The organism is Paenibacillus sp. FSL H8-0457, from assembly GCF_038051935.1.
Classification (GTDB): domain Bacteria; phylum Bacillota; class Bacilli; order Paenibacillales; family Paenibacillaceae; genus Paenibacillus_AQ; species Paenibacillus_AQ lautus_A.
On record NZ_CP150293.1, the window covers coordinates 646,343 to 665,943 of the forward strand.

The 19,601-nt window shown below is 50.9% G+C and carries 19 protein-coding genes; 16 read left to right on the forward strand and 3 right to left on the reverse strand.

Annotated elements, in window-relative coordinates; all coding sequences use genetic code 11:
• Positions 1–17: 17 nt before the first annotated feature.
• The gene (locus MHI43_RS02805) at positions 18–2,021 is read left to right on the forward strand and encodes a sensor histidine kinase (protein WP_012818744.1); all 2,004 of its coding nucleotides are present in this window, start codon (positions 18–20) and stop codon (positions 2,019–2,021) included.
• Positions 1,996–3,579 carry a response regulator gene (locus MHI43_RS02810; protein WP_012818745.1) on the forward strand — a complete coding sequence of 528 codons (1,584 nt, stop codon included), beginning with the start codon at positions 1,996–1,998 and terminating at the stop codon, positions 3,577–3,579. The genes MHI43_RS02805 and MHI43_RS02810 overlap by 26 nt, the downstream gene beginning before the upstream one ends.
• Positions 3,580–3,725: 146 nt before the next feature.
• On the opposite strand, the gene MHI43_RS02815 is transcribed toward MHI43_RS02810, so the two are convergent.
• The gene (locus tag MHI43_RS02815) at positions 3,726–4,493 is read right to left on the reverse strand and encodes a metalloregulator ArsR/SmtB family transcription factor (RefSeq protein ID WP_012818746.1); all 768 of its coding nucleotides are present in this window, start codon (positions 4,491–4,493) and stop codon (positions 3,726–3,728) included.
• A gap of 264 nt (positions 4,494–4,757) precedes the next feature.
• On the opposite strand from MHI43_RS02815, the gene MHI43_RS02820 reads away from it, so the two are divergent.
• The 5 genes from MHI43_RS02820 (at position 4,758) to MHI43_RS02840 (ending at position 8,159) form a co-directional block, all read left to right on the forward strand.
• Positions 4,758–5,309 carry an NADPH-dependent FMN reductase gene (locus MHI43_RS02820; RefSeq protein ID WP_012818747.1) on the forward strand — a complete coding sequence of 184 codons (552 nt, stop codon included), beginning with the start codon at positions 4,758–4,760 and terminating at the stop codon, positions 5,307–5,309.
• A gap of 127 nt (positions 5,310–5,436) precedes the next feature.
• Positions 5,437–6,633 (forward strand): SGNH/GDSL hydrolase family protein, encoded by a 1,197-nt coding sequence (locus MHI43_RS02825; protein WP_012818748.1) that lies wholly within the window; start codon positions 5,437–5,439, stop codon positions 6,631–6,633.
• Between the two features lie 50 nt (positions 6,634–6,683).
• The gene (locus tag MHI43_RS02830) at positions 6,684–7,031 is read left to right on the forward strand and encodes an ester cyclase (protein WP_012818749.1); all 348 of its coding nucleotides are present in this window, start codon (positions 6,684–6,686) and stop codon (positions 7,029–7,031) included.
• 59 nt (positions 7,032–7,090) lie between these two features.
• Positions 7,091–7,492 carry an ester cyclase gene (locus tag MHI43_RS02835; protein WP_036664974.1) on the forward strand — a complete coding sequence of 134 codons (402 nt, stop codon included), beginning with the start codon at positions 7,091–7,093 and terminating at the stop codon, positions 7,490–7,492.
• Positions 7,493–7,607: 115 nt separating this feature from the next.
• Entirely contained in the window at positions 7,608–8,159 is a 552-nt protein-coding gene (locus MHI43_RS02840; RefSeq protein ID WP_036664704.1) for a hypothetical protein, read from the forward strand.
• Between the two features lie 134 nt (positions 8,160–8,293).
• Here the strand turns inward: MHI43_RS02840 and MHI43_RS02845 are convergent, their stop codons facing one another.
• The gene (locus MHI43_RS02845) at positions 8,294–8,446 is read right to left on the reverse strand and encodes a hypothetical protein (RefSeq protein ID WP_009591875.1); all 153 of its coding nucleotides are present in this window, start codon (positions 8,444–8,446) and stop codon (positions 8,294–8,296) included.
• A 187-nt stretch (positions 8,447–8,633) separates the two neighbouring features.
• Entirely contained in the window at positions 8,634–9,503 is an 870-nt protein-coding gene (locus MHI43_RS02850; protein WP_012818752.1) for an AraC family transcriptional regulator, read from the reverse strand.
• 156 nt (positions 9,504–9,659) lie between these two features.
• Between MHI43_RS02850 and MHI43_RS02855 the strand changes: the two genes are divergently transcribed.
• From MHI43_RS02855 to MHI43_RS02895, 9 genes are all read left to right on the forward strand, one after another.
• Positions 9,660–11,051 (forward strand): MATE family efflux transporter, encoded by a 1,392-nt coding sequence (locus MHI43_RS02855; protein WP_012818753.1) that lies wholly within the window; start codon positions 9,660–9,662, stop codon positions 11,049–11,051.
• 154 nt (positions 11,052–11,205) lie between these two features.
• On the forward strand, positions 11,206–11,748 hold the full coding sequence (locus MHI43_RS02860; protein ID WP_012818754.1) for a sigma-70 family RNA polymerase sigma factor: 543 nt from the start codon (positions 11,206–11,208) through the stop codon (positions 11,746–11,748).
• Positions 11,738–12,553: a hypothetical protein gene (locus MHI43_RS02865; protein WP_036664703.1), complete on the forward strand. Its 816-nt coding sequence runs from the start codon at positions 11,738–11,740 to the stop codon at positions 12,551–12,553. Before MHI43_RS02860 ends, MHI43_RS02865 begins: the two co-directional genes overlap by 11 nt.
• 6 nt (positions 12,554–12,559) lie before the next feature.
• Positions 12,560–13,198, forward strand: coding sequence for a hypothetical protein (locus MHI43_RS02870; RefSeq protein WP_012818756.1), 639 nt, complete (start codon positions 12,560–12,562; stop codon positions 13,196–13,198).
• A gap of 386 nt (positions 13,199–13,584) precedes the next feature.
• Entirely contained in the window at positions 13,585–14,805 is a 1,221-nt protein-coding gene (locus MHI43_RS02875; RefSeq protein WP_012818757.1) for an asparaginase, read from the forward strand.
• Positions 14,806–15,160: 355 nt separating this feature from the next.
• On the forward strand, positions 15,161–16,162 hold the full coding sequence (locus MHI43_RS02880) for a LacI family DNA-binding transcriptional regulator (protein ID WP_341283219.1): 1,002 nt from the start codon (positions 15,161–15,163) through the stop codon (positions 16,160–16,162).
• 332 nt (positions 16,163–16,494) lie between these two features.
• Positions 16,495–17,808, forward strand: coding sequence for a sugar ABC transporter substrate-binding protein (locus MHI43_RS02885; RefSeq protein ID WP_012818759.1), 1,314 nt, complete (start codon positions 16,495–16,497; stop codon positions 17,806–17,808).
• Between the two features lie 81 nt (positions 17,809–17,889).
• On the forward strand, positions 17,890–18,771 hold the full coding sequence (locus MHI43_RS02890; RefSeq protein ID WP_036664701.1) for a sugar ABC transporter permease: 882 nt from the start codon (positions 17,890–17,892) through the stop codon (positions 18,769–18,771).
• On the forward strand, positions 18,764–19,594 hold the full coding sequence (locus MHI43_RS02895; protein ID WP_009591862.1) for a carbohydrate ABC transporter permease: 831 nt from the start codon (positions 18,764–18,766) through the stop codon (positions 19,592–19,594). Before MHI43_RS02890 ends, MHI43_RS02895 begins: the two co-directional genes overlap by 8 nt.
• Positions 19,595–19,601: the final 7 nt, after the last annotated feature.

A 19,601-nucleotide genomic window follows, 5' to 3' on the forward strand; every position in this document is an offset into this window, starting at 1 on the left:
TCACGAGCTAATATAGGATGGTATCCGATCGGCTGTTGCTGCCTTTCCATCCAGGACTCGGTTACGGTTATTTCATGAAACGGGATGTGACAGTCATGATGAAACGAATGGCATCGCTTATACAATCGTTTACCTATTGGATTGGCCGCAGGTCGATGCAGAGCCGTTTGGTTGCTGCCTATATTTTGATTTTGCTGATTCCGAGCATGATCGTGTCGAATTATTTTTTCAAGCAGATTCGGGATACCTATATCAGCGATGCGCTTAACCAGAACTCGTTCCTGCTGGAGATCGAGAAGATGAACATGCTGAACCAGATCGAGGCGATCGAAATGGCCGCACAGCTGGCGATTTCGGACGACGGGATCAAGGATTATCTTCGGATCAATGAAGAGCCCGAGCCGGCATGGCTGATCGATTTGGCATGGGGGCCCTTCAAGGATATACAACGGATCCAAACGAACAATCCGAATATTACGCATCTTCGGTTATACACCAACAACTCGTACGTGACGGAGATGTGGCCGATCATTTTCCATGAGAAACGGATCGCAAGCGAGCCGTGGTTTCCCAAGGTCAAGGAGTTGGATGGCGGGGAGATGTGGGTATTCAACCACCGCGATCCCGATATTCTGCAGCGCTACGCCGCCGACGTGTCCGAAGAGCAGCCGAAGGTGTCCTTGATCCGCCAAGTCCATAACGGGAATTACAGCGGCGTGATTCAGGTGGATATGCTGCTCAAGTATTTTGCTCCGAAGACCTTTGCCGGTATCGTGGATAACAGCTCGCAGATGGTCATCGTGGATCAGGAAGGGAAGCTGTTCATGGATCGAAGCCAATCGTTCATGACCAGTCACGAGGGACTCCGGGACGAGGTGGAGCTTCAATTCGCTAAGCTGAAGCTGCAGACGGGCGACTCCGAGGAGACCATGCATGCCAGGTTCAGCCTGGACGGTTCCTCGTTCCTGCTGATTGCGACGCCGATGGAGCGGCTTCATGCCCACGTGCTGAATGTCGTTTCCCTGGAAGGGGCGCTGAATAACGTATCCAAGGCCCAGGGACAGATTATAGCCGCGAACGTCGTGCTGATCATTCTGTTGTCGATTATTACGTATTACTTAAATTCCATTATCCTGAAGAGCCTGCGTCGTTTAACGGAAACGATGAAGAGAGTCCGCAAGGGAGAGGTTACCGCGGCCATTGCGATCCGGGGCGGCGGCGAGGTGGGCGAACTGGCGCATCATTTTAACAAATTGATCCGCACCATCAATGAACTGATTGCCCAAGGGGTTCGCAAGCAGGCGGTGACCAAGGAGGCGGAGCTGCGCACGCTGCACAGCCAGATCGATTCCCATTTCCTGTACAACACGCTCGAAAATATTAAAATGCTGGCCGAAATCGAGGGACAGCGGACGATTTCGGACGCGCTGACCTCCCTAGGCGGAATGATGCGTTATAACTTCAAATGGTCGGGAGAGTACGTCAAGCTGAGGGATGAGATTCGCCATATCCGCAACTATATCGATGTAATGAATATCCGGTTCGACGAGCCGATCCGACTTGAACTCAACATTCCATCCGAATTCATGGAGCTCGAGGTATTGAAAATGTCGCTGCAGCCCATCGTGGAAAATGCCGTCAAGCATGCCTGGCCGGAGTTCCCGGATCAGGAGAAGCAGATCAAGATCGATGTCATCGCATGGGAAGAGGACCAGATTACGATTAACGTCACGGACAATGGAATCGGGATCGAGCCTTATCGGCTGGGCAGGCTGGGCGAGATTCTGCGAACGGCGGACGACGAGGAGCTCCCTTCGGGAGATTATGGGCGCGGCGGCGTGCAGGCCGGTGGAATCGGGCTTCGAAACGTGCACCAGCGAATCCGGTTGTTCTATGGGAATGAATATGGAATCGAATTGAAGAGCGAAAAGGGGAAGTTTACGCAGGTGACCATGACATTCCCTAAAGTGCTGTTAACAGGAGGAGGCAGTGGACATGAGAAGTCTGATGATCGTGGATGATGAGAAGAATATCCGGTATGGCCTGAAAACGATGATTGAACGGGAGTTCCCGGATCAATACGAGATCCGTTTGGCTGCCCAAGGGCAGGAAGCGCTGGAAGCCTACAACGAACAACCGGCCGATATCGTCATTACGGACATCCGGATGCCGGTCATGGACGGAATACGCCTGATCGAGGCACTGGCCGAACGGGAGGGTCCGCTGGGCGTTAAACCCGTCTTTCTGATTCTTAGCGGGTATGACGATTTTGAATATGCGAAGGCGGCGATCCGGTACCAGGTGAAAGAGTACCTTCTTAAGCCGATTCGACGGGACGAACTGTTCGCTGCCCTCCGAAAGACAGAAGAAGTTTTGATCCGGCAAGCGGACTTGCATGACCGCATGGCGGCCAGTGACGCATATCTTCAACAGCTGCAGACCCATCGGCTGAAGGAACTCCTGGAGCGGCCCCAAGGTGTGAATGGGGAGCCGGAGGCTGCCGCGGCTGAAATCGGATTTGATTCCTTCGTAAAGCCATTTCGGGTAGCGGTGATGAAATACAAATACGAAGACGGCAACTCCATGAACAAAGATGAGCTGAAGCAGCTGATTGATAACATGACGGCTTCGGTGGAAGGGCGGATCAATGCGTGTTTCCTGGACGGTAAGGGGAGGGTCGTGCTCATCGGCAGTCCGGACGGACAATTCGAGAAGCTGGCACGGCAGTTTACCGAGCGGGAGATGGACGGGCTCTTCGTCGGAATTAGCCGGAAAGGCTTCCGGTTCGAGGATATTCGGAGCTGTTACAACCAGGCGCTGACCGCTTTGAGTTATACGTTCATTCACCCCAACGTCAAACTGATGAGCCATGATGACATTCAAGGGGAGCTGAACACGTACCCGGTGCCGGAAGAGAATATCCGCAAGCTCGGCAACATGCTCGGCACGGAACGGGAACGGGAGATCAAGGCGCTGCTGCTGGACATTTTCCATATCGATGACATGCCCCATGTGGCCATCGATTATTTGGAGTTTGTCAGCAAACGGATTAATGAACGGGTGCTGGACGAAGTGTTCCGCGTGTACGGAGACTCCATGGTGGAAGTGTTGAAGCTGTACCGCAAGGTTGGGACGATGGACAATTACCGTCATTTCCATACGTATTTCAGGAATCTGGAGCATCTGCTGCTGCACGTGAACGAATATGTGAAAGGGATCCGTTCCGCCCACAGCGAGCATTCCGAGATCAAGGCAGCGGTCAGCTACATGGAGGAGAATTATCACAGGCCGCTGAACATGGCAATGGTCAGCAATTATGTATCGTTGAATTATTCGTATTTCAGCGAAGCGTTTAAGGCACATACGGGCGAAAATTTCGTGGTTTATCTCAAAAAGCTGCGAATAACGAAAGCCAAGGACCTGCTTCAGGACGGTGACATGAAACTTGCCGACATCGGCAAAGCGGTCGGGTTTGAGAACACCAAGCAATTCTCGCGCGTCTTCAAAGAGCTGGAAGGCATCTCGCCGCATGAATACCGGATCAAGGTGCAGACGGATGCAGGCTTGCAGCAGGAATGATTTCAAAAAAACGCTGGGAGGACCAGTCGCCAAAATGGTATTGTCTATGAAGGGAGAACCTTGTCCGTCAAGCGGCAGGGTTCTCCCTCTTATATGAACCGGGGACTGTTATTTTACATCCGATCCCCTTTTCACGGTTGACGCCACTATTGACTAGTGAGCGTTGAGCCCGTTTCAAGTAAGGTCTTCAATCCCGACAGTACGATCGGCAAGCCTAACTTCAGCGTGTTAGCCGTATGCAGCGCCTGATCAAACTCATCATGGATAACCGTTACCAGGGTTACGCCGTTAAGCTCGGCATGGGGATCGATTTCCCACGTAATGCGCGAGGGCTTTTCGCCGGCAGTATCATCGGTTATTAACATCCTCCAACTCAGAACCAGCTTATGCGGCGGATCTATACTTATTATGGTCCCCTCTGCTTGAACCTTGCCCTCGGGGTTCTTTAGGTTGAATGGCGAACCGATTTCCCAGTTGGATTGGATCGAGCAGTTGTACCAGAACTTTGATGTCTTGGCTGGATCGGTTATGGCGCGCCATACTTGCTCGGGTGCTGCTTTAATAGCAATCTGGTTTACATGACGGGGTTTCTGTTCCATATCCGGTTCACGCTCCAATTCATTTTTAAGGGATGTTAATTCCAGCGCCCAGGGCTCAGCGTATTTGCTGACCCACCGGTCGTATATTTGACGGATCGGCACGGAATTCAGATAATGCAGCTTCTCCCGGCCTACCTTTCTCGTTGTGACAAGGCCGGCTTCCTCCAGTATATGAAGATGCTTCATGACGCCGAATCGGGTCATCGCAAGGGGAACGCACAGCTCGCTTAAACTTTGCCCATCTGATTTATACAGCAGATCCAAGAGAGTTCGCCGGCTGGGATCCGCCAGTGCTTTAAATATTTCATTTTCCAATCGTGACATCTCCTTCTTAACAGCATGCTAAGAAAATTCAAATGGCTATTGACACGTGACCTAATGGTAACGTATTATAAACGTGACAGTATAGTCACATATTATCATACAACGAATCGTTTGTCAGCTTACGGCATTTTGAATGGACGAATGGGGAGGTATGAAAGTGACGAAGCAGCATAGTAAAGAGCATAGTAAACAGCATAGGTCTGGATGATTAAGAATCCATAGTGGTTAAAAAGTACAGGGAGGATGAGGAAACATATGAAAATTGTTATGATCGCGGGCAGTAATCGTCAAGGAGCTACAAGTACGTTATTGCTTCGCTATATCGGGAGGCTGCTGCAAGGTCATCAAATTTCAGCCGCATGTATCGAATTGAATGAATTGGAATTACCGCTTTATTCGCCTGACAACGAGGAACTGAGCCCGAATGTCCAGTATGTATTGGATATAGTCAAAGGTGCGGACGGATTGATCTTCGCGACACCGGAATATCATGGTTCGATTTCAGGGGTGCTCAAAAATGCCCTGGATTACATGAATGTAAGTCATATATCGGGGAAACCGGTGCTTTCCGTGAGCTCTGCAGGCGGACCGGTCGGGGTGAGCTCGCTGACCCATCTTCAGAGTATTATGCGCAACTTGCATGGGGTTAACAGCCCGGAGTGGATTTCTATCGGAGCGGGATCGCAAGGCTTTGATGCGGAGGGTGTTCCATTAGATGCTGGGCTGAGGGAGAGGGTTGATGCTGCTGTAGAGAAGTTTCTCGTTCTGACCCGGTCGCTTTCTGTTGGCGTCATGTCATTACGGTAACAGGACTTCACGGATTTCTAAACTGCGATCCATCCTATGGGTAACTGTGCATTTTACGGATGACTGTATAACGATGCGCCTAATACGTGACCATTTAGTTACGTATTAGGTGGAAAGGAGAATACATGTGAAAGCAATTCAGCCAGGTATAAAGAAGACGGCAGGAACAACTGTAGAGGCAGGCGAACGTTGGTTGGGTTCCTGGTTTGCAAGCCAGACTTACTACGATGCAAGATTCGCCGCCTTCGATACATTGGATAACCAGACGATTCGCATGATCGTACACCCCCATACCGCCGGCTCTACCATACGATTGAAGTTATCCAATCTGTATGGTTCCGAACAGGTAGTATTCGGCAGCGTAAACTTAGCGCTTTCCAATAAAGATGGGTATACGATTCCAGGAAGCGATAGACATGTCACATTCGAACGGATATCAATCATCATCATTCCTGCCGGACGAGAAATCTATACTGATCCCGTGGATCTTAACGTGAGTGGAGCTGTGGATGTAGCCATAAGCATATATGTTCCTCAATCAACTAAAACATCTACTTGGCATTTTTCCCCACCCCAAATCAGCTATATCGCCGATGGGGATCACGCTTCGGATAACAGTGCAGAATTTTTCAAGCAAAAGACCCACTCCTGCTGTTGGGTATCCGGTATGGAGGTATTATCCCAGGGAAGAAATTCACGAGTGATTGTTGCTCTAGGCGACTCGATTACAGAGGGGAGTACGTCTACCGCAGGCTCTAACCACCGGTGGCCAGACTTGTTTTATGATCGTCTTGTCCGGGAAAAGACAGACCGGGAAATTTCAGTCCTTAATTCCGGCATCGTCGGGAATCAGATTCTAAAGAGCGGTCCAGACGTTGGTCTGCCCGTAGCCGGAGAAAATGTGCTTTCGCGTTTAGATCGCGACGTTTTCTCTCACCCTGGAATTACAGACGTGATTTTTTTTGAAGGTATCAACGATATCGGCCTTGGGAATGCGACCGCGAATCAAATCATCGCGGGCATGAAGAAGGTGGCTGTCGAAGCGCATACCAAAGGAGTACGCATATGTATAGGCACCCTCACCCCGTTCGGCAATGCAAATTATTACTCGGAGGAAAGGGAACGAGTTCGCCAAGAAGTGAACCAGTGGATTCGTACTCAACATGTATTCGATGGAATGATTGACTTTGACAAGGCCTTAGCTAATCCCGAAGCTCCAAACGAACTGCTTCCCGCCTATGATTTTGGCGATCATCTGCATCTTAGCGATGCAGGATATAAGGCATTAGCTGATAGTATCCCATTGTCTCTATTTGAGAGATAGGAATCAGCCTGCTTTCCTAATGCAAATAACCAACAAAGGAGATGTTTTTCATGAAGACCATAGAGCAGAACAATATCGAAATGGTGACCGCAAAGATCGAGGAGTTGTGGAATAAAGGGGATATTTATCAGACGGATCAGTTTTTTGCCGAACAGATCGCAGAAGCCTTCGAGGATCAACACTATATGCTAGCTGATACCTTAGCCCAAGGGGAGAAGGTCATAGCAAGAATTGTTATTACAGGAACGCATAATGCCAGCTTTGCAGGAAATCCGCCGACGGGCAAATCCGTTCAGATTACCCAGTTCCGGGAATTTCATATCGTAGATGGCGAAATTACGAATCACAGTGGTTGGTTCGATACAGGGACGCTGCTGCCCCAAATCCAGGCAAAGTAGCTGCGGATGTTAACGGTAAAGCAATCGGAAAACCCAACGAACAAAGGAGATGTTTTATGATGAAAACAATAGAACAGAACAATATGGAAACGGTATCCGCGTTTATCGAGAGTTTCTGGAATCAGAGTGATATGGACAGCACGGATCAATTTTTATCGCCCGGTTATCAAGAGTATTCTTATCAATCCAAAGAAGGCCTGAAACAATTTGCCTTAACCATACTGGGGGCATTTCCAGATAAACACTATACCGTGGAACAGATGATCGCCCAAGGGGATAAGGTATTAGTAAGAATGGGGGTAAAAGGCACGCATACCGGCATGTTTTTTGGAAACTCTCCAACAGGCAATACCATTGATGTGACACTGTACCGTCAATATCGGGTAACCGATGGTAAAATAACCGAACATCGCGGTTGGATCGACATGGTGACGATGTGGCGCCAAATTCGAGGCGGCTAAAGACTCGGCACGATCCAGTCTTATTGACTGGGTCGTTTATTTTGCCCTCAGACTATGATATATTCCATCTCATTTTATCCCTTATATGGTAAAATAGAGGAGTCGGAGGTGCGTTATGACGAATTCAGCGAAATGGATCTGGGTATGGATGGTAGCATTGGTGCTGGCCTGCACCGTGTTTCTGATTGAACATCAGAAGAAAATCGAACAGGGAACGAAAATGACCTTGCAAAGCATTTTGGGCACATCTTTATTTCAAATATGGAGCCATTACACCGACATTCTGGCTCTGAAATCCATGCCCCTTCATGAAGCGCGCCTTGCGGAAGTGCGGCTGAAGCTGGCGGCCATCGAAGCGTATTCCAAGACAGCGGATGAAGCCGTCCGTTCGCAGCTGCTTAACCCCATCGCGGGAAAGTTCCTGACTCTGTCCGACAGCATACGGGAAAGCTATGCGGAGAACGGGGAGTTCTCGGAGGAAGACGTCAAGAAATACGCGATCATCATGAAGGATTCGGAAGCATTGATTTCCCTGATGTACAAGGTGTATTACGATTCGGATTCGTTTGAGGGGGGAGAAGTCAATCTGGACATCTCCGATTACGACGAATTGGTAGCGCTTAACAACCGGTTGAAGCATGATTTGGATGGTTTTGCGATGAAGTAGTTTAGAGTGCCGGAACCCGGAGAAGAAACGATAGTAGACGGAAAAAAGACACCTGATCGGCTTTCCAAGGACATGCCTCGGAATAGCGATGGGGTGTCTTTCCTATATGCAGGATTATGTAATCCCTGTGTTATTTATTGAGCTGCGGTCTCTAATGTGGACAGCGTCATTTCCATTTTGCGGGTGATTTCTTTCTGCCACTTCACGTCTCCAAGCTGGATCGCGAGGTTCAGCAGGTCCAAGTAATCATCCATTTGCAGAGAACAGCGGCGGGAAGTCGTTTTCATAAGTCAATCGGCTCTCCTTTGTATATAAACTCTTCAAGCGAAAAGCGTGTAAACCTGAGTGTAAATACATTCTCAACACATTCTCACTTGTCCGGTAATGATAATCATTATCATGTGGTTAATTCTCATTATAAAGGCTTCCCGCCCAGGTTGCAAGCCACTTTCTTGGATTTCGCGTAAAAATGAATTAATTCATGAAGAACCGCTGCCTGTATTTGCGCGGCGAGATCCCTTCCTGCTTCGTGAAACAGGAGGTGAAGTAGGCCGCATGATTGAAACCGACCTCTTCCGCGACCCGGCTGATGCTGAAATCCGTCTGCATCAGCAGCATCTTGGCCTGTTCGATCCGATAGCGCTGCAAATATTCAACCGGCGAGCAGCCGAATTCCTTCTGCATGCAGCGTGCGATATAGACAGGGTGGAAGTTAATGCGGTCGCCGAGCTCCTGTACCTTGAACTCCTCGCGATAATGCTTCCGCAGATAAGCTGCGGCCCGTTCGGCACAAGCGGAGGAGGGCGAGGAGAGTGGCGTATCCAGTGCGGCGGCCAGCAACTCGATGAGCTCTTGGAACACCACCTGCTGCCGCCACAGGATTTTGGCCTGGTGACCGTACTGAACCAGCGAAGACAGGGTAGCCAGGAGCTCCATGGCCTTTTCCGGCTGAGGCAGGGTGCCGAACTGGGGAATGTTAACGGAAAAATAGTTCGGTGTCATCGCCTTCAGCTCCGGAACTTCCTCTCTTCTAGGCGCTTGGCAAGCCTCGTCCGGGTGCCAATCCCCGGAGGTCTGGAAATGGAGCCAGTAATAATCGGTCTCCTCGGTGCATCCCCTCGTGCCGAAATGATGTGTATCGGGACGCAGGATCAGGAACATGCCGGGTTTGATCTCATAAGGACTTCCGTTCTCGGTGACATACAGCTGTCCCTTCCTAACGACGAGCAGATCAAAGATGCCGATGTTTTTGCGGTTGGGGTGTCCACTGTGAATCGGAGCCCGGGTAAGCCCGCTATTGATGTATTCCGGCAGCGGCGGAACGGTAAAATTCAGGATCGTCATAAGAAAGCCCTTTCGTGGTTCGCGAGGTTTGAATTTTGAAAGTTTTCGTTCGGAAAATGATATTATAACTCCAGTATACCATCTATAATTTGAAAAGGTTAAAGACCGTTTCATCATGAATTGTGTTTAACCCTTACATCATGGGTGGAGGTTGGAATGTTGGATAAAAACACAAACAAATTTACATTATGGGTTCTCGCATGGCCCATATTTATCGAGCTGTTCCTGCAGTTTCTGCTGGGAGCGGTGGATACATTGATGGTGAGCCGGATTTCCGACGATGCGGTGGCCGTGGTCGGCTTCTCCAATCAGCTGTTTCAGGCGATGACGACGCTGTTCATGACGGTCGCCAGCGGTGCCGGCATTCTCATTGCCCAGAAGATCGGGTCGCATCGGACGGGGGATGCCCGAACGATCGGCATCATGGCGGTAAGCGCCACCACCATCATCGGCTTGGCGTGCAGCTTGATATTGTTTGCAATGCCGGAGGCTATCGCCTCGGTGCTGCAGCTGCCGGAGCGTCTGCTTCCGCTTGCGGGAACGTATATCTCCATTGTCGGCGGCGGAATGATATTGATTGCCATGATGGCTACGATGAGCACGGTCATCCGCAATACCGGCAACACGCGCGGGCCGATGTACGTGGCCATCGGGATGAATATCATCCACGTCATTATGAACTATGGGTTTATATTCGGGGCTTTCGGCTTCCCGCAGTGGGGGCTTACCGGCGTTGCGGTTTCGACGGTGGTCAGCCGATTGCTTGCCGTTCTCTTGCTGCTGTACATGTTCCTTCGTTCCTTTGAATACCGAATCAAATGGAAGGAATTCCGGGTGTTCGACCGCCCGCTGTTCGGCGAAATCCTGAAGATCGGATGGCCGCTCGGCATCAATATGTCCTGCTGGGTTTTTACGCAGCTGATCATCTACTCCTTCATTGCAACGCTGGGTGCCGCCGAGCTGGCAGCCCGTACGTACATGAATACGCTGGAGTCCTTCTGCTTCCTGCTAGGCTCGTCGATCGCGATGGCGGCCCAGATCCAGATCGCGCATCTGTTCGGCGCAGGCCGGATCCGGGAGGCATACCGAAGCGCGTACCGCGCACTGGGTATCGGGGCAATTTACGTGGTCGTCAATGCATTCATCCTGTATGTTTTCGGAAAACAGCTACTGGGGCTGTTTACGGACGATAAGACGATCGTTGCGATCGGGGCATCGCTTCTTGGGATGAACCTGATTCTCCAGCCCGGCAAAATGCTCAACATGGCGCTCGGCAACTCGCTCAATGCCGTCGGAGATACCAGGTTCACCATGTACATTTCCCTTGGCTCGATGTGGCTTGTCGCCACCGGGCTGTCCTATGTGCTTGGCATACACATGGGATGGGGTCTTATCGGCATCTACTCCTGCATGATTGCCGACGAGTATTTGCGCGGCGTGTTGTCTTTCTTCCGCTGGCGGGGGCAGAAGCACCTCCGCAAGGCAGAGCAAGTCGAACCGGTGAGCCATCAGGCACACTCAATGGAACCGATCCCGGCGCAAGCTTAATGATTGGTTATAATATAGAAAAAGGATACTTCGGCCGTGCGGCATCGGGGTATCCTTTTTTTTACATACTAAAAAAATAACGTACTCGAAAACTTTTTGCCTGCATGCCGGGGTATTGTAAGTGATTGGCCAAGTGAAAGGAGGCAAGCACGGTTTGGTACACGACCTTATACAACGATTAAAGACGGAGTACAGCGATGAACTGTTTGAACAGCTGTATCGGTTATATGCGGATCGGGCGATTCGAACGGCAGCCGCAGTCACCGGAAGTTCGGCAGGCGCCGCCGACGTGGTCCAGGAAACGTTTATCCGGGTTTACCGCAATCTGGGGTCCTATGATTTGAGCAGGCCCTTTGAGCCGTGGTTCAACCGGATTCTCTATAACGAGTGCAACCGGTATTTGAAGAAACATGCGAAGATGGTGCCTTCGGAAATTTCCGAGGAGAGGGATCTTCCCTCCGAGAGCGACACCTATGAATTTGACCGGCACGGCGAGGTATATGAGCTGGTGCAGCGGCTGGATGATCCGCACCGGATTCCCGTTATTTTGAAATATTTGAATGATGTAGCCGAGAAGGATATCGCGGACATGATGGAGCTGAACGTCAACACGGTGAAGTCCAGGCTGTTCAAAGCGAGAAAGAAATTAAAGGAATGGATGCTGCAGAATAGGGGAGGGAATCAGCATGGGACGTGATCCATGGGATCAAGAGATTGCAGACGGCCTGAAAAAGGGGACGGATGACGCGATGCGACATAAAGACGAGATTTGGATGGCGATCAAGGAGCGGATTCATAGCGAGCAAGCCCAGCAGCCTGCAGAGTCGGAGACTTCCTTTGCGCCGCGGGAGTCGAAAGGACGCCGCCGTTCGGGACGAAGAGCGGCCGGATGGATTGCGGGCACCGCCGCTGCGGCAGCCATCGTGCTGACCGTCAGCTTTCAGACGGCGCCTGTCCAAGCGTTCATTGATCAGGTGAAGGAATGGTTCGCTCCTCAGAAGACGGTTGAACAGGAGCTGGAGGGCATGCCGGAAACAAGCGTGGATCAGCTGCATGAGGGAGCGGATTACGTGATTTATATGGATGAGAGCCGGTTTAAGATGGTTCATGAATCGGGCGTGGACCGCATTGAATTGAAGGAGAAGCCAACAGATGACCGCTATCCGGAGGTGTTCATGGAAATTTCGCAGGAGGGCATTGATCCAAAGAGCGCAGCGGAGCAGCTTCAGAAAGAGCTGCAAACGTATCCGAAGGTCGAGGCGAACCTCGTGGATGAACCGATTCAAGGCTGGGAGGTGCGTGCGGTAGGCGGCACCGGCGGCAAAGAGTGGGATGATCCGGTCATACGGTATTATGTGTTCGATAACGGGCAGGGCGGCAGCTTTGTCGTGAAGCAGCAGTATTTCCTGGAGGCCTCCGAAGGCTTCGGTGCACGCTTCCATAACATGATGAAGGAATTCCATATTACCTCCAATCATAATGGAGAGACAACGAAGGAGTAGTGAGCAATGAACAAGATTAGCATGATATGGGTTGCAGTGGTGGCCGTGCTGGTGATCGGAGGCTGCAGCAACGAAACTCCCCTGGTGGAGAACGAGCCGGTGAACACATCCGTGCAAGGGCTTGAATTAACCAAGCAGCCGCAGCCGGAAGAGAAGAAAGAGGCAACTCCTGCCGGAGAGAGTGACGAGGCTTCAGAAGATCAATCGGTAGCGAAGGTAGCCGATCCGTCGCCGTCTGTTCCGGCCCCTTCCGCGGAAAATGCAACCTCTCAAGCAGACGCTTCAACCTCGAAAGAGCAGGGAGAAGATGTTGTTTCTTCCCTGAAAGAGCTGTCACTGATAAGCAAGACGATGGAAGAAGTCCGGCAACAGCTTGGGGAGGCGAAGACGACGGCTAAAGGCGGGGGATTCACTTCGTGGCAGTATGATCATCCAGGCAAGGAAGGCTACCATTACCCCGAAACCGCCGTTTCGGTAGATGTTCAGGGCCTCGATAGCGGAAGCATGAAGGCGCAGCTCATGATTAGCTTTAACGAGAACAACTTGGTGGACTCTTATTCCATCTATCACGTGGTGGATGGTGAAATTATGGTGTACCGTGTCACCGAAGCAGGGGCTGTGGAGGAACCGGGACAGGCGGATTAAGCAGAAGGCGTTTATACAAGATAATCGCCAGCAAGCGCAATGAATGATAACAAGTGCAAGGGATAGTCCGACCGGAAGGTGATGGACTATCCCTTGTTATTGTTTATAGTTCGGATAGAATCGTTTGCAGATGGCTTCATATGTTAATTTATATAACATTAATTGATTTTATTCTCATGATGTGCTCTTTTTATTTCTGGATTATATTTATTTAAATCTATTAAAAATGGCAAGAAAAGAGGGGTTATCATTCATAAACTATCATTGTTAACGTTTTCTCTACTGCATGTAATATTTGTTATATTAAATAACATTAAATAGAATAACTCTAACGAATACATAGATTTATGTTAGATAATATCACATACACATCAGAGGAGAGTGCCATGATGAAACCGAAGTCGAAACGCCCGTTAGCAGTTTGGAGTACCGCTGCATTTACCGCTTTTGTGATTACTTTATCGCCTGTTGGGACGTATGCGGCACATGCTGCAACGGTAACGGAAGTGAAAGGGACGGTTAGTGCGGTTTCACCCGTGCAAACCCCTGCGGCGCCAGGAAGGAATACGACGGTTCCTCCCCTGTCGGAGGCCTCTAAACAATCGGCGAAGCCGAACGTGCTGGTGGTTGCGACTGGCGGCACTTTGGCGGGCCAATCGACGGATGCTACCAGCTTTCAATCCTATCGGGCAGGAACGCTGAAGATTGAAGATATGGTAGGCGAGCTTCCGAATACGGACAAGATTGCGGATATCAGCACGCTTCAGTTCGGCAACTCCGGGTCGAGCGCCTATACCATGGCCGATTTATACGATCTTTCCCGGACCGTCGACAAGGCGCTGGAGGTGTACGATAGCGTCGTCGTGACAACAGGGACGGATACGATGGAAGAGATTGCGTACTTCCTCGATCTGACGGTGCAAAGCGATAAACCCGTCGTTATCACCGGTTCCATGAGACCTTGGACGGTGATCGGTTCCGATGCCCAAGCGAACTTGTACAACGCCATCAAACTTGCCGGGAGCGGCCGCACGGAATCCTTCGGCACGGTGCTGATGCTGAATGACACGATTCATCTGGCACGCGGCGTAACCAAGACCAATGACTACCGCACCGACACGTTCGAAACGCCTATGCTGGGCGCGGTCGGATATATCGATGACGAGAATATCCGTATCTACCGGGCTCCCCTCCGTGCAATGAAAGACGAAGGCCAGGGTAAACCAGTGTTTGATCTGAGCAAAATCACGAAAGGGGATCTGGCGAAGGTCGAAATTGCGGTTTCTTATCAGGAGGCCGGCGGCGGGGCGATCAAAGGCTTTGTGGCAGACGGAGCTAAAGGCATCGTCACCTCCGGTACCGGCGCAGGCGGCATCTCGAGAGAGATGAGTGCCGCCCGCAAAGAAGCCATCGAAAAGGGGGTGGTCTTCGTAACTACGACCCGTACAGGCTCTGGCAGCGTATACGGCGGCGGAGAGGGCATCATTTCAGGCGACAACCTGAGTCCTCAACAAGCCCGCGTTCTGCTGCTGCTCTCCCTGTCCTTTACGGATGATTTCGATACGATCAAGGGTTGGTTCGCAACCTACGGAACGCCTGAAGTGTAATCTCAGACTCAGTCATTTTTTAGCTGCTCCTTATTCCTACTGAACGATGAAATTCCTTCCACCAATATATTTGCCGCCGGGGATGACCCGGCGGTCTCTTTTTTTGTTCGCAAGCACGTAAGGCAAATCGATAGCGGGATTCGTCACATTCAGCGGCTGAACATAACGTTTCGGGCAATGGGATTTAGCCGAGAAATGCGGGATCTAAGGATATAACGGGGGCATGAACGTTTAGGATATTTTCATCGGTTTATTGCTTTCTATGTCAGCTATTTGTATACTTTACAATAGTAAACGATTACTATAAGTGAGGGATCCTATGAAGAAGCCGACCACAATACATGATATAGCAAAGATGGCGAATGTTTCTTCGGCAACGGTTTCGCGCGTGTTAAGCAACAGCAGTTATCCTGTCAGCAAGGAGCTTAAAGAGCGCATCCAGCAAATCGCGAAGGAGTCCAATTATATTCCGAATATGCTCGGCAAACAGCTGAAGAAGAATAGCAGCAATACGATCGGAGTCATCATTCCTTCTATTGTGAACCCGTTTTATTCTTCCGTCATTTTCGGGATCGAAGAGGTGGCTCGGCAGAATAGCTTTACGGTTATCGTATGCAACTCCCTGCAAGATCCGGCCCTGGAAGACGAATATTTAAGGACGATCATGGAGAAGCAGGTCAAAGGCCTGATCATCTCCTCGATCTCCAAGGATAAGAGCCAGTTGACCCAGTTGATGAAACTTGGCCTGAACGTCATCGCCATCGATCAGAAGATCGATGAGGACAACATTAACCAGATCGAGTTCGACTACCACAAGGCCGGTTACATCGCAACCAAGCATCTGCAGGAGAAGGGGCATGCGCGCATCGGTTACGTCACTTCCAAGCTGGATCGCCCAAGCCGCCGAAGCATTCATCAGGGCTATATGTCGGCGATGAAGGACGCGGGTCTCAAGCCGCTGGTGGTCGAGTCCCCGACCGAGGAAGTGTATAATGCGGTCACCGAATTCGATACGGGCAAGCAGCTCACGCAGAGACTGCTGGAACATTCGCCGCAGCCGACGGCGATATTTGCGTGCAACGACATGATGGCCTTTGGGGTGATCAACGAATTGTCGCAGCGCGACATTCAGGTGCCGGAGCAGATTTCGGTGATGGGCTTTGACGGCATTGACGTGGGACAGATGATTCATCCGCCGCTCACAACCATTAAGCAGCCCGATTACGAGATGGGGAAGATGGCCTGCAAAATGCTGCTGGATATGATGCAGGGCGAGGATAGCCCGATGTTCGATTTGATGCTGCAGCCTAAATTGCTGGAGCGAAAATCGGTCCGGGATATCCGGGAGAACAAGTGAATACAAGGATGGTTTAAAGCCCGGGCATAACAACAACGCTCGGGCTTTATTAGTTGTTATAAAAGATATCGATTACTAACTTTTTTCTATTCGTTTCTTGATTCAGCATGTGGAAAACAATCCCTGTTAAACCTTGGAATACCTTATACAACGCTCAAAGTCAGACTTATATTATAAAAATAATCGATGGGAGCATAGAAAACTCTATTCAAGAAAGGGCTTCCATGCTATACTCGTTACAGAAATCGATTACTATAGAATCAATACCATTGGAATGAGCTGGAGCAGAAAACACGCAATCTCTATTTGCAACTCAAAAAGGAGGGTTTTCAATGTCTAAAAAGGTAAAGGTAATCTCTTTGATGCTGGCGTTTATGATGATGTTCACCGCTTGCTCCTCATCCGGCGGGTCAACCGATGGGGAGGTCTCGCCGGGGGAAGCGGAAGGCAGCAAAGAGAAGGTGACGCTCAAGATTGGGCTCCCTGGCAGCTATGAGGTGACGAGTAAAGAAATTATCGACGGTTTTATTGCGTCCCACCCCCACATCAACGTTGAAATCCAAGAAGCGCCTTGGGGGGACTTTACGTCCAAGATCGCCACGCAGATTGCAGGCAACACGATGCCGGACGTCTGGTTCCAAGAGAACGCCACCATACTTAGCTACGGGGAACGAGGCGTGGCAGAGGACTTGTCCTCCTACATTGAAGCCGACCTGAAAGCGGACGAATACATCGACGGCCTGTTCTCCGCCAAAACGCCTGAAGGCAAGATCTGGGGCGTGCCTCACGGCATTAACCCGATTGCGCTCGCGTATAACCAGGATGTCTTCGAGAAGGCGGGCGTACCTGTACCAACCGACGACTGGACCTATGACGACCTGATTGAGGCCTCCAAGAAGCTGACGGTCAAGGATGGAGACAACACGAGCCAATTCGGATTCATCGGTTCCTTTTCCATCACCAACGGCTGGTTTCCTTGGATCAAGCAGGCAGGCGGCTCGGCCTTGGACGACACCCTGACGAAATCGCGGTTTGACGATCCCAAAACCGCGGCCGGATTACAGCAGCTGTATGACGGTTTGGATCAAGGCTATTTTGCCGATATCGATTACCTGAAAGCGAACGGCGGCGAGCTCGAAGTATTCGCGAGCGGCAAGGCCGCGATGTATTTCCTTCAATACAGCCTGCAGGTGAATATGAACGAGAGCTTTGCCGACACGAACTGGGATGTCGTCAAAATTCCGAAAGGGGTTGACGGCAAGCGCTATGTTCCGATGGTAGCCAACACGTGGCTGGTCTCCTCCAGAGCCAAGCAGGAATCGAAGGATGCCGCCTGGGAGTTCCTGAAATATTATCTCGGCGATGAAGTGCAGGATATCGTCGTCAAGACGGGATCCACGCTGCCCGTTAAAAAGTCGGCGCTGGATCAATTGAAGGACAGCACAACCAAACCGCTGAACAAAGCGGCTTTCACGGACGGCATTAACGAAGGCGGCGTTACCCTTGACGAGAATGCTACCTGGAGCGAATGGCGCATTCTGGTGCAGCAGGTGGTCAATGAAATCATGGTGGGCAACGTTTCGGTGGAAGACGGCGTGAAGGATATTCATGCCAAGGTTCAGGATGTGCTGGACTCCGGTAAATAACTTTCATGGGATCAGGGCGATGCAGTCTTGGCGACGTGTCGGATTGCATCCCTTGCTTCGTTAACGAAAGGCAGGTGTGTCATGCAGAAACAAGGATACTGGGGTTATATCTTCACATTGCCGTTTGTCATCAATGTCGTGGTTTTTCTCTTATTTCCGATCCTCTTCTCCACGTATATTTCCTTCACGGAGTGGGATTTGTTTAACCCCCCGCGGTGGATCGGACTGGACAACTGGGTGCGCGTCCTGAACAAGCACGAGTTCTGGGTGTCCATTCGGAACGTGTTTGTGTTTGCGCTCATCTTCGTGCCGATTCAGACGATAATGGCGTTCGTGATCGCATTCATGCTGAATCAGGCCATCCGGGCCAAGGGCTTGTTCCGGCTGTTCTATTTCCTGCCCGTCGTGACTCCGTGGATCGCCGGCGGTGTGGTCTGGGTGTGGATGTTCAACTATCAATACGGCGTGATTAACTGGGTGCTGGAGTCTGTCGGCCTTGCCCCCGTCAAATGGATTGACAGCAGCCATTGGCTGATGGTCATCTCCAGCATCGCGATCGTTCAGGTATGGAAGGGCGTGGGCCAATCCATGATCATGATTCTGGCCGGCATGCAGAACGTTCCGAAAGAGGTGCTGGAAGCCTCGCAGATCGATGGCGCCAATGGCTGGAAGCAGCTGACGAAGGTGGTGTTCCCGATGGTAACGCCGATGGTGTATCTCGTCATGATTTTGTCTACCATCTCGGCATTCCAGGCATTCGACGTGTTCCTCGGTCTGTTCGGCTCCATCACCACGGGCATACCGGAGAGAAATATGGTGCCGAATCTGCTGGTGTACCGGGATGCGTTCCTGCTCTTCAAAATGGGACCGGCATCGGCAACGGCCTGGCTGCTGTTTGTCATCATCCTGGGCTTCACGTTGTTTCAGAAGTATTTCGAGAAAAAGTGGGTGCACTATGACTAAGACGACTCACCCCTTGCTTAAGGTGCTGATGTACCTGCTGCTGATTGCCGGTGCGGTTTTCATGGTGTTCCCGTTCATATGGATGCTGTCCACGTCGCTGAAGACGGTTGGCGCCATCTCGCAGATGCCGCCGCAGCTCATCCCGAATCCGCTGAATTGGGATAACTATGTGACGATATGGAATAAAGTCGACTTCGGTCGATATACCTTGAACAGCTTTTTCATCGTTTCGATCGAGATGGTGGGATCCTTGGTCTCCAGCGCTTTCGTGGCCTTCGGGCTGGCGATGTTTACCTTTCGGCTGCGGGGGCTCATCTATATGATCATGCTGGCTACCCTAATGATTCCGTCGCAAGTGACCATGATCCCGACCTATTTCATCTGGAAGGAATTCGGGGCGTTGAATTCGTACTACCCTTTGATCGTGCCCAGCTTCCTGGGCGGGGCGTTCGGTATTTTCTTAATGCATCAGTTCATTAAATCCTTGCCCAAAGAGCTGTATGAATCGGCTACGATCGACGGCTGCAGCCCGCCGGGCATATTCTTCAAAATTTATTTGCCGCTGTGCAAGCCGGCGCTGGCCGCGCTGGGCGTATTCACCTTCATGGGCGCGTGGAACAACACGCTGGGCCCGCTGATTTACCTGCAAGACAAGGAATTGTACACATTGCCGCTCGGCTTGCTCTACCTGAAATCGGAGAACGTCAATCAAGCGCTGCTGATGGCGGGGGCCGTTATTACGACGCTGCCGGTCGTCATCGTCTATCTGTTCGCGCAGAAGCAATTTGTTCAAGGCATCGCTTCGACAGGGATGAAAGGCTGAAGGAGGA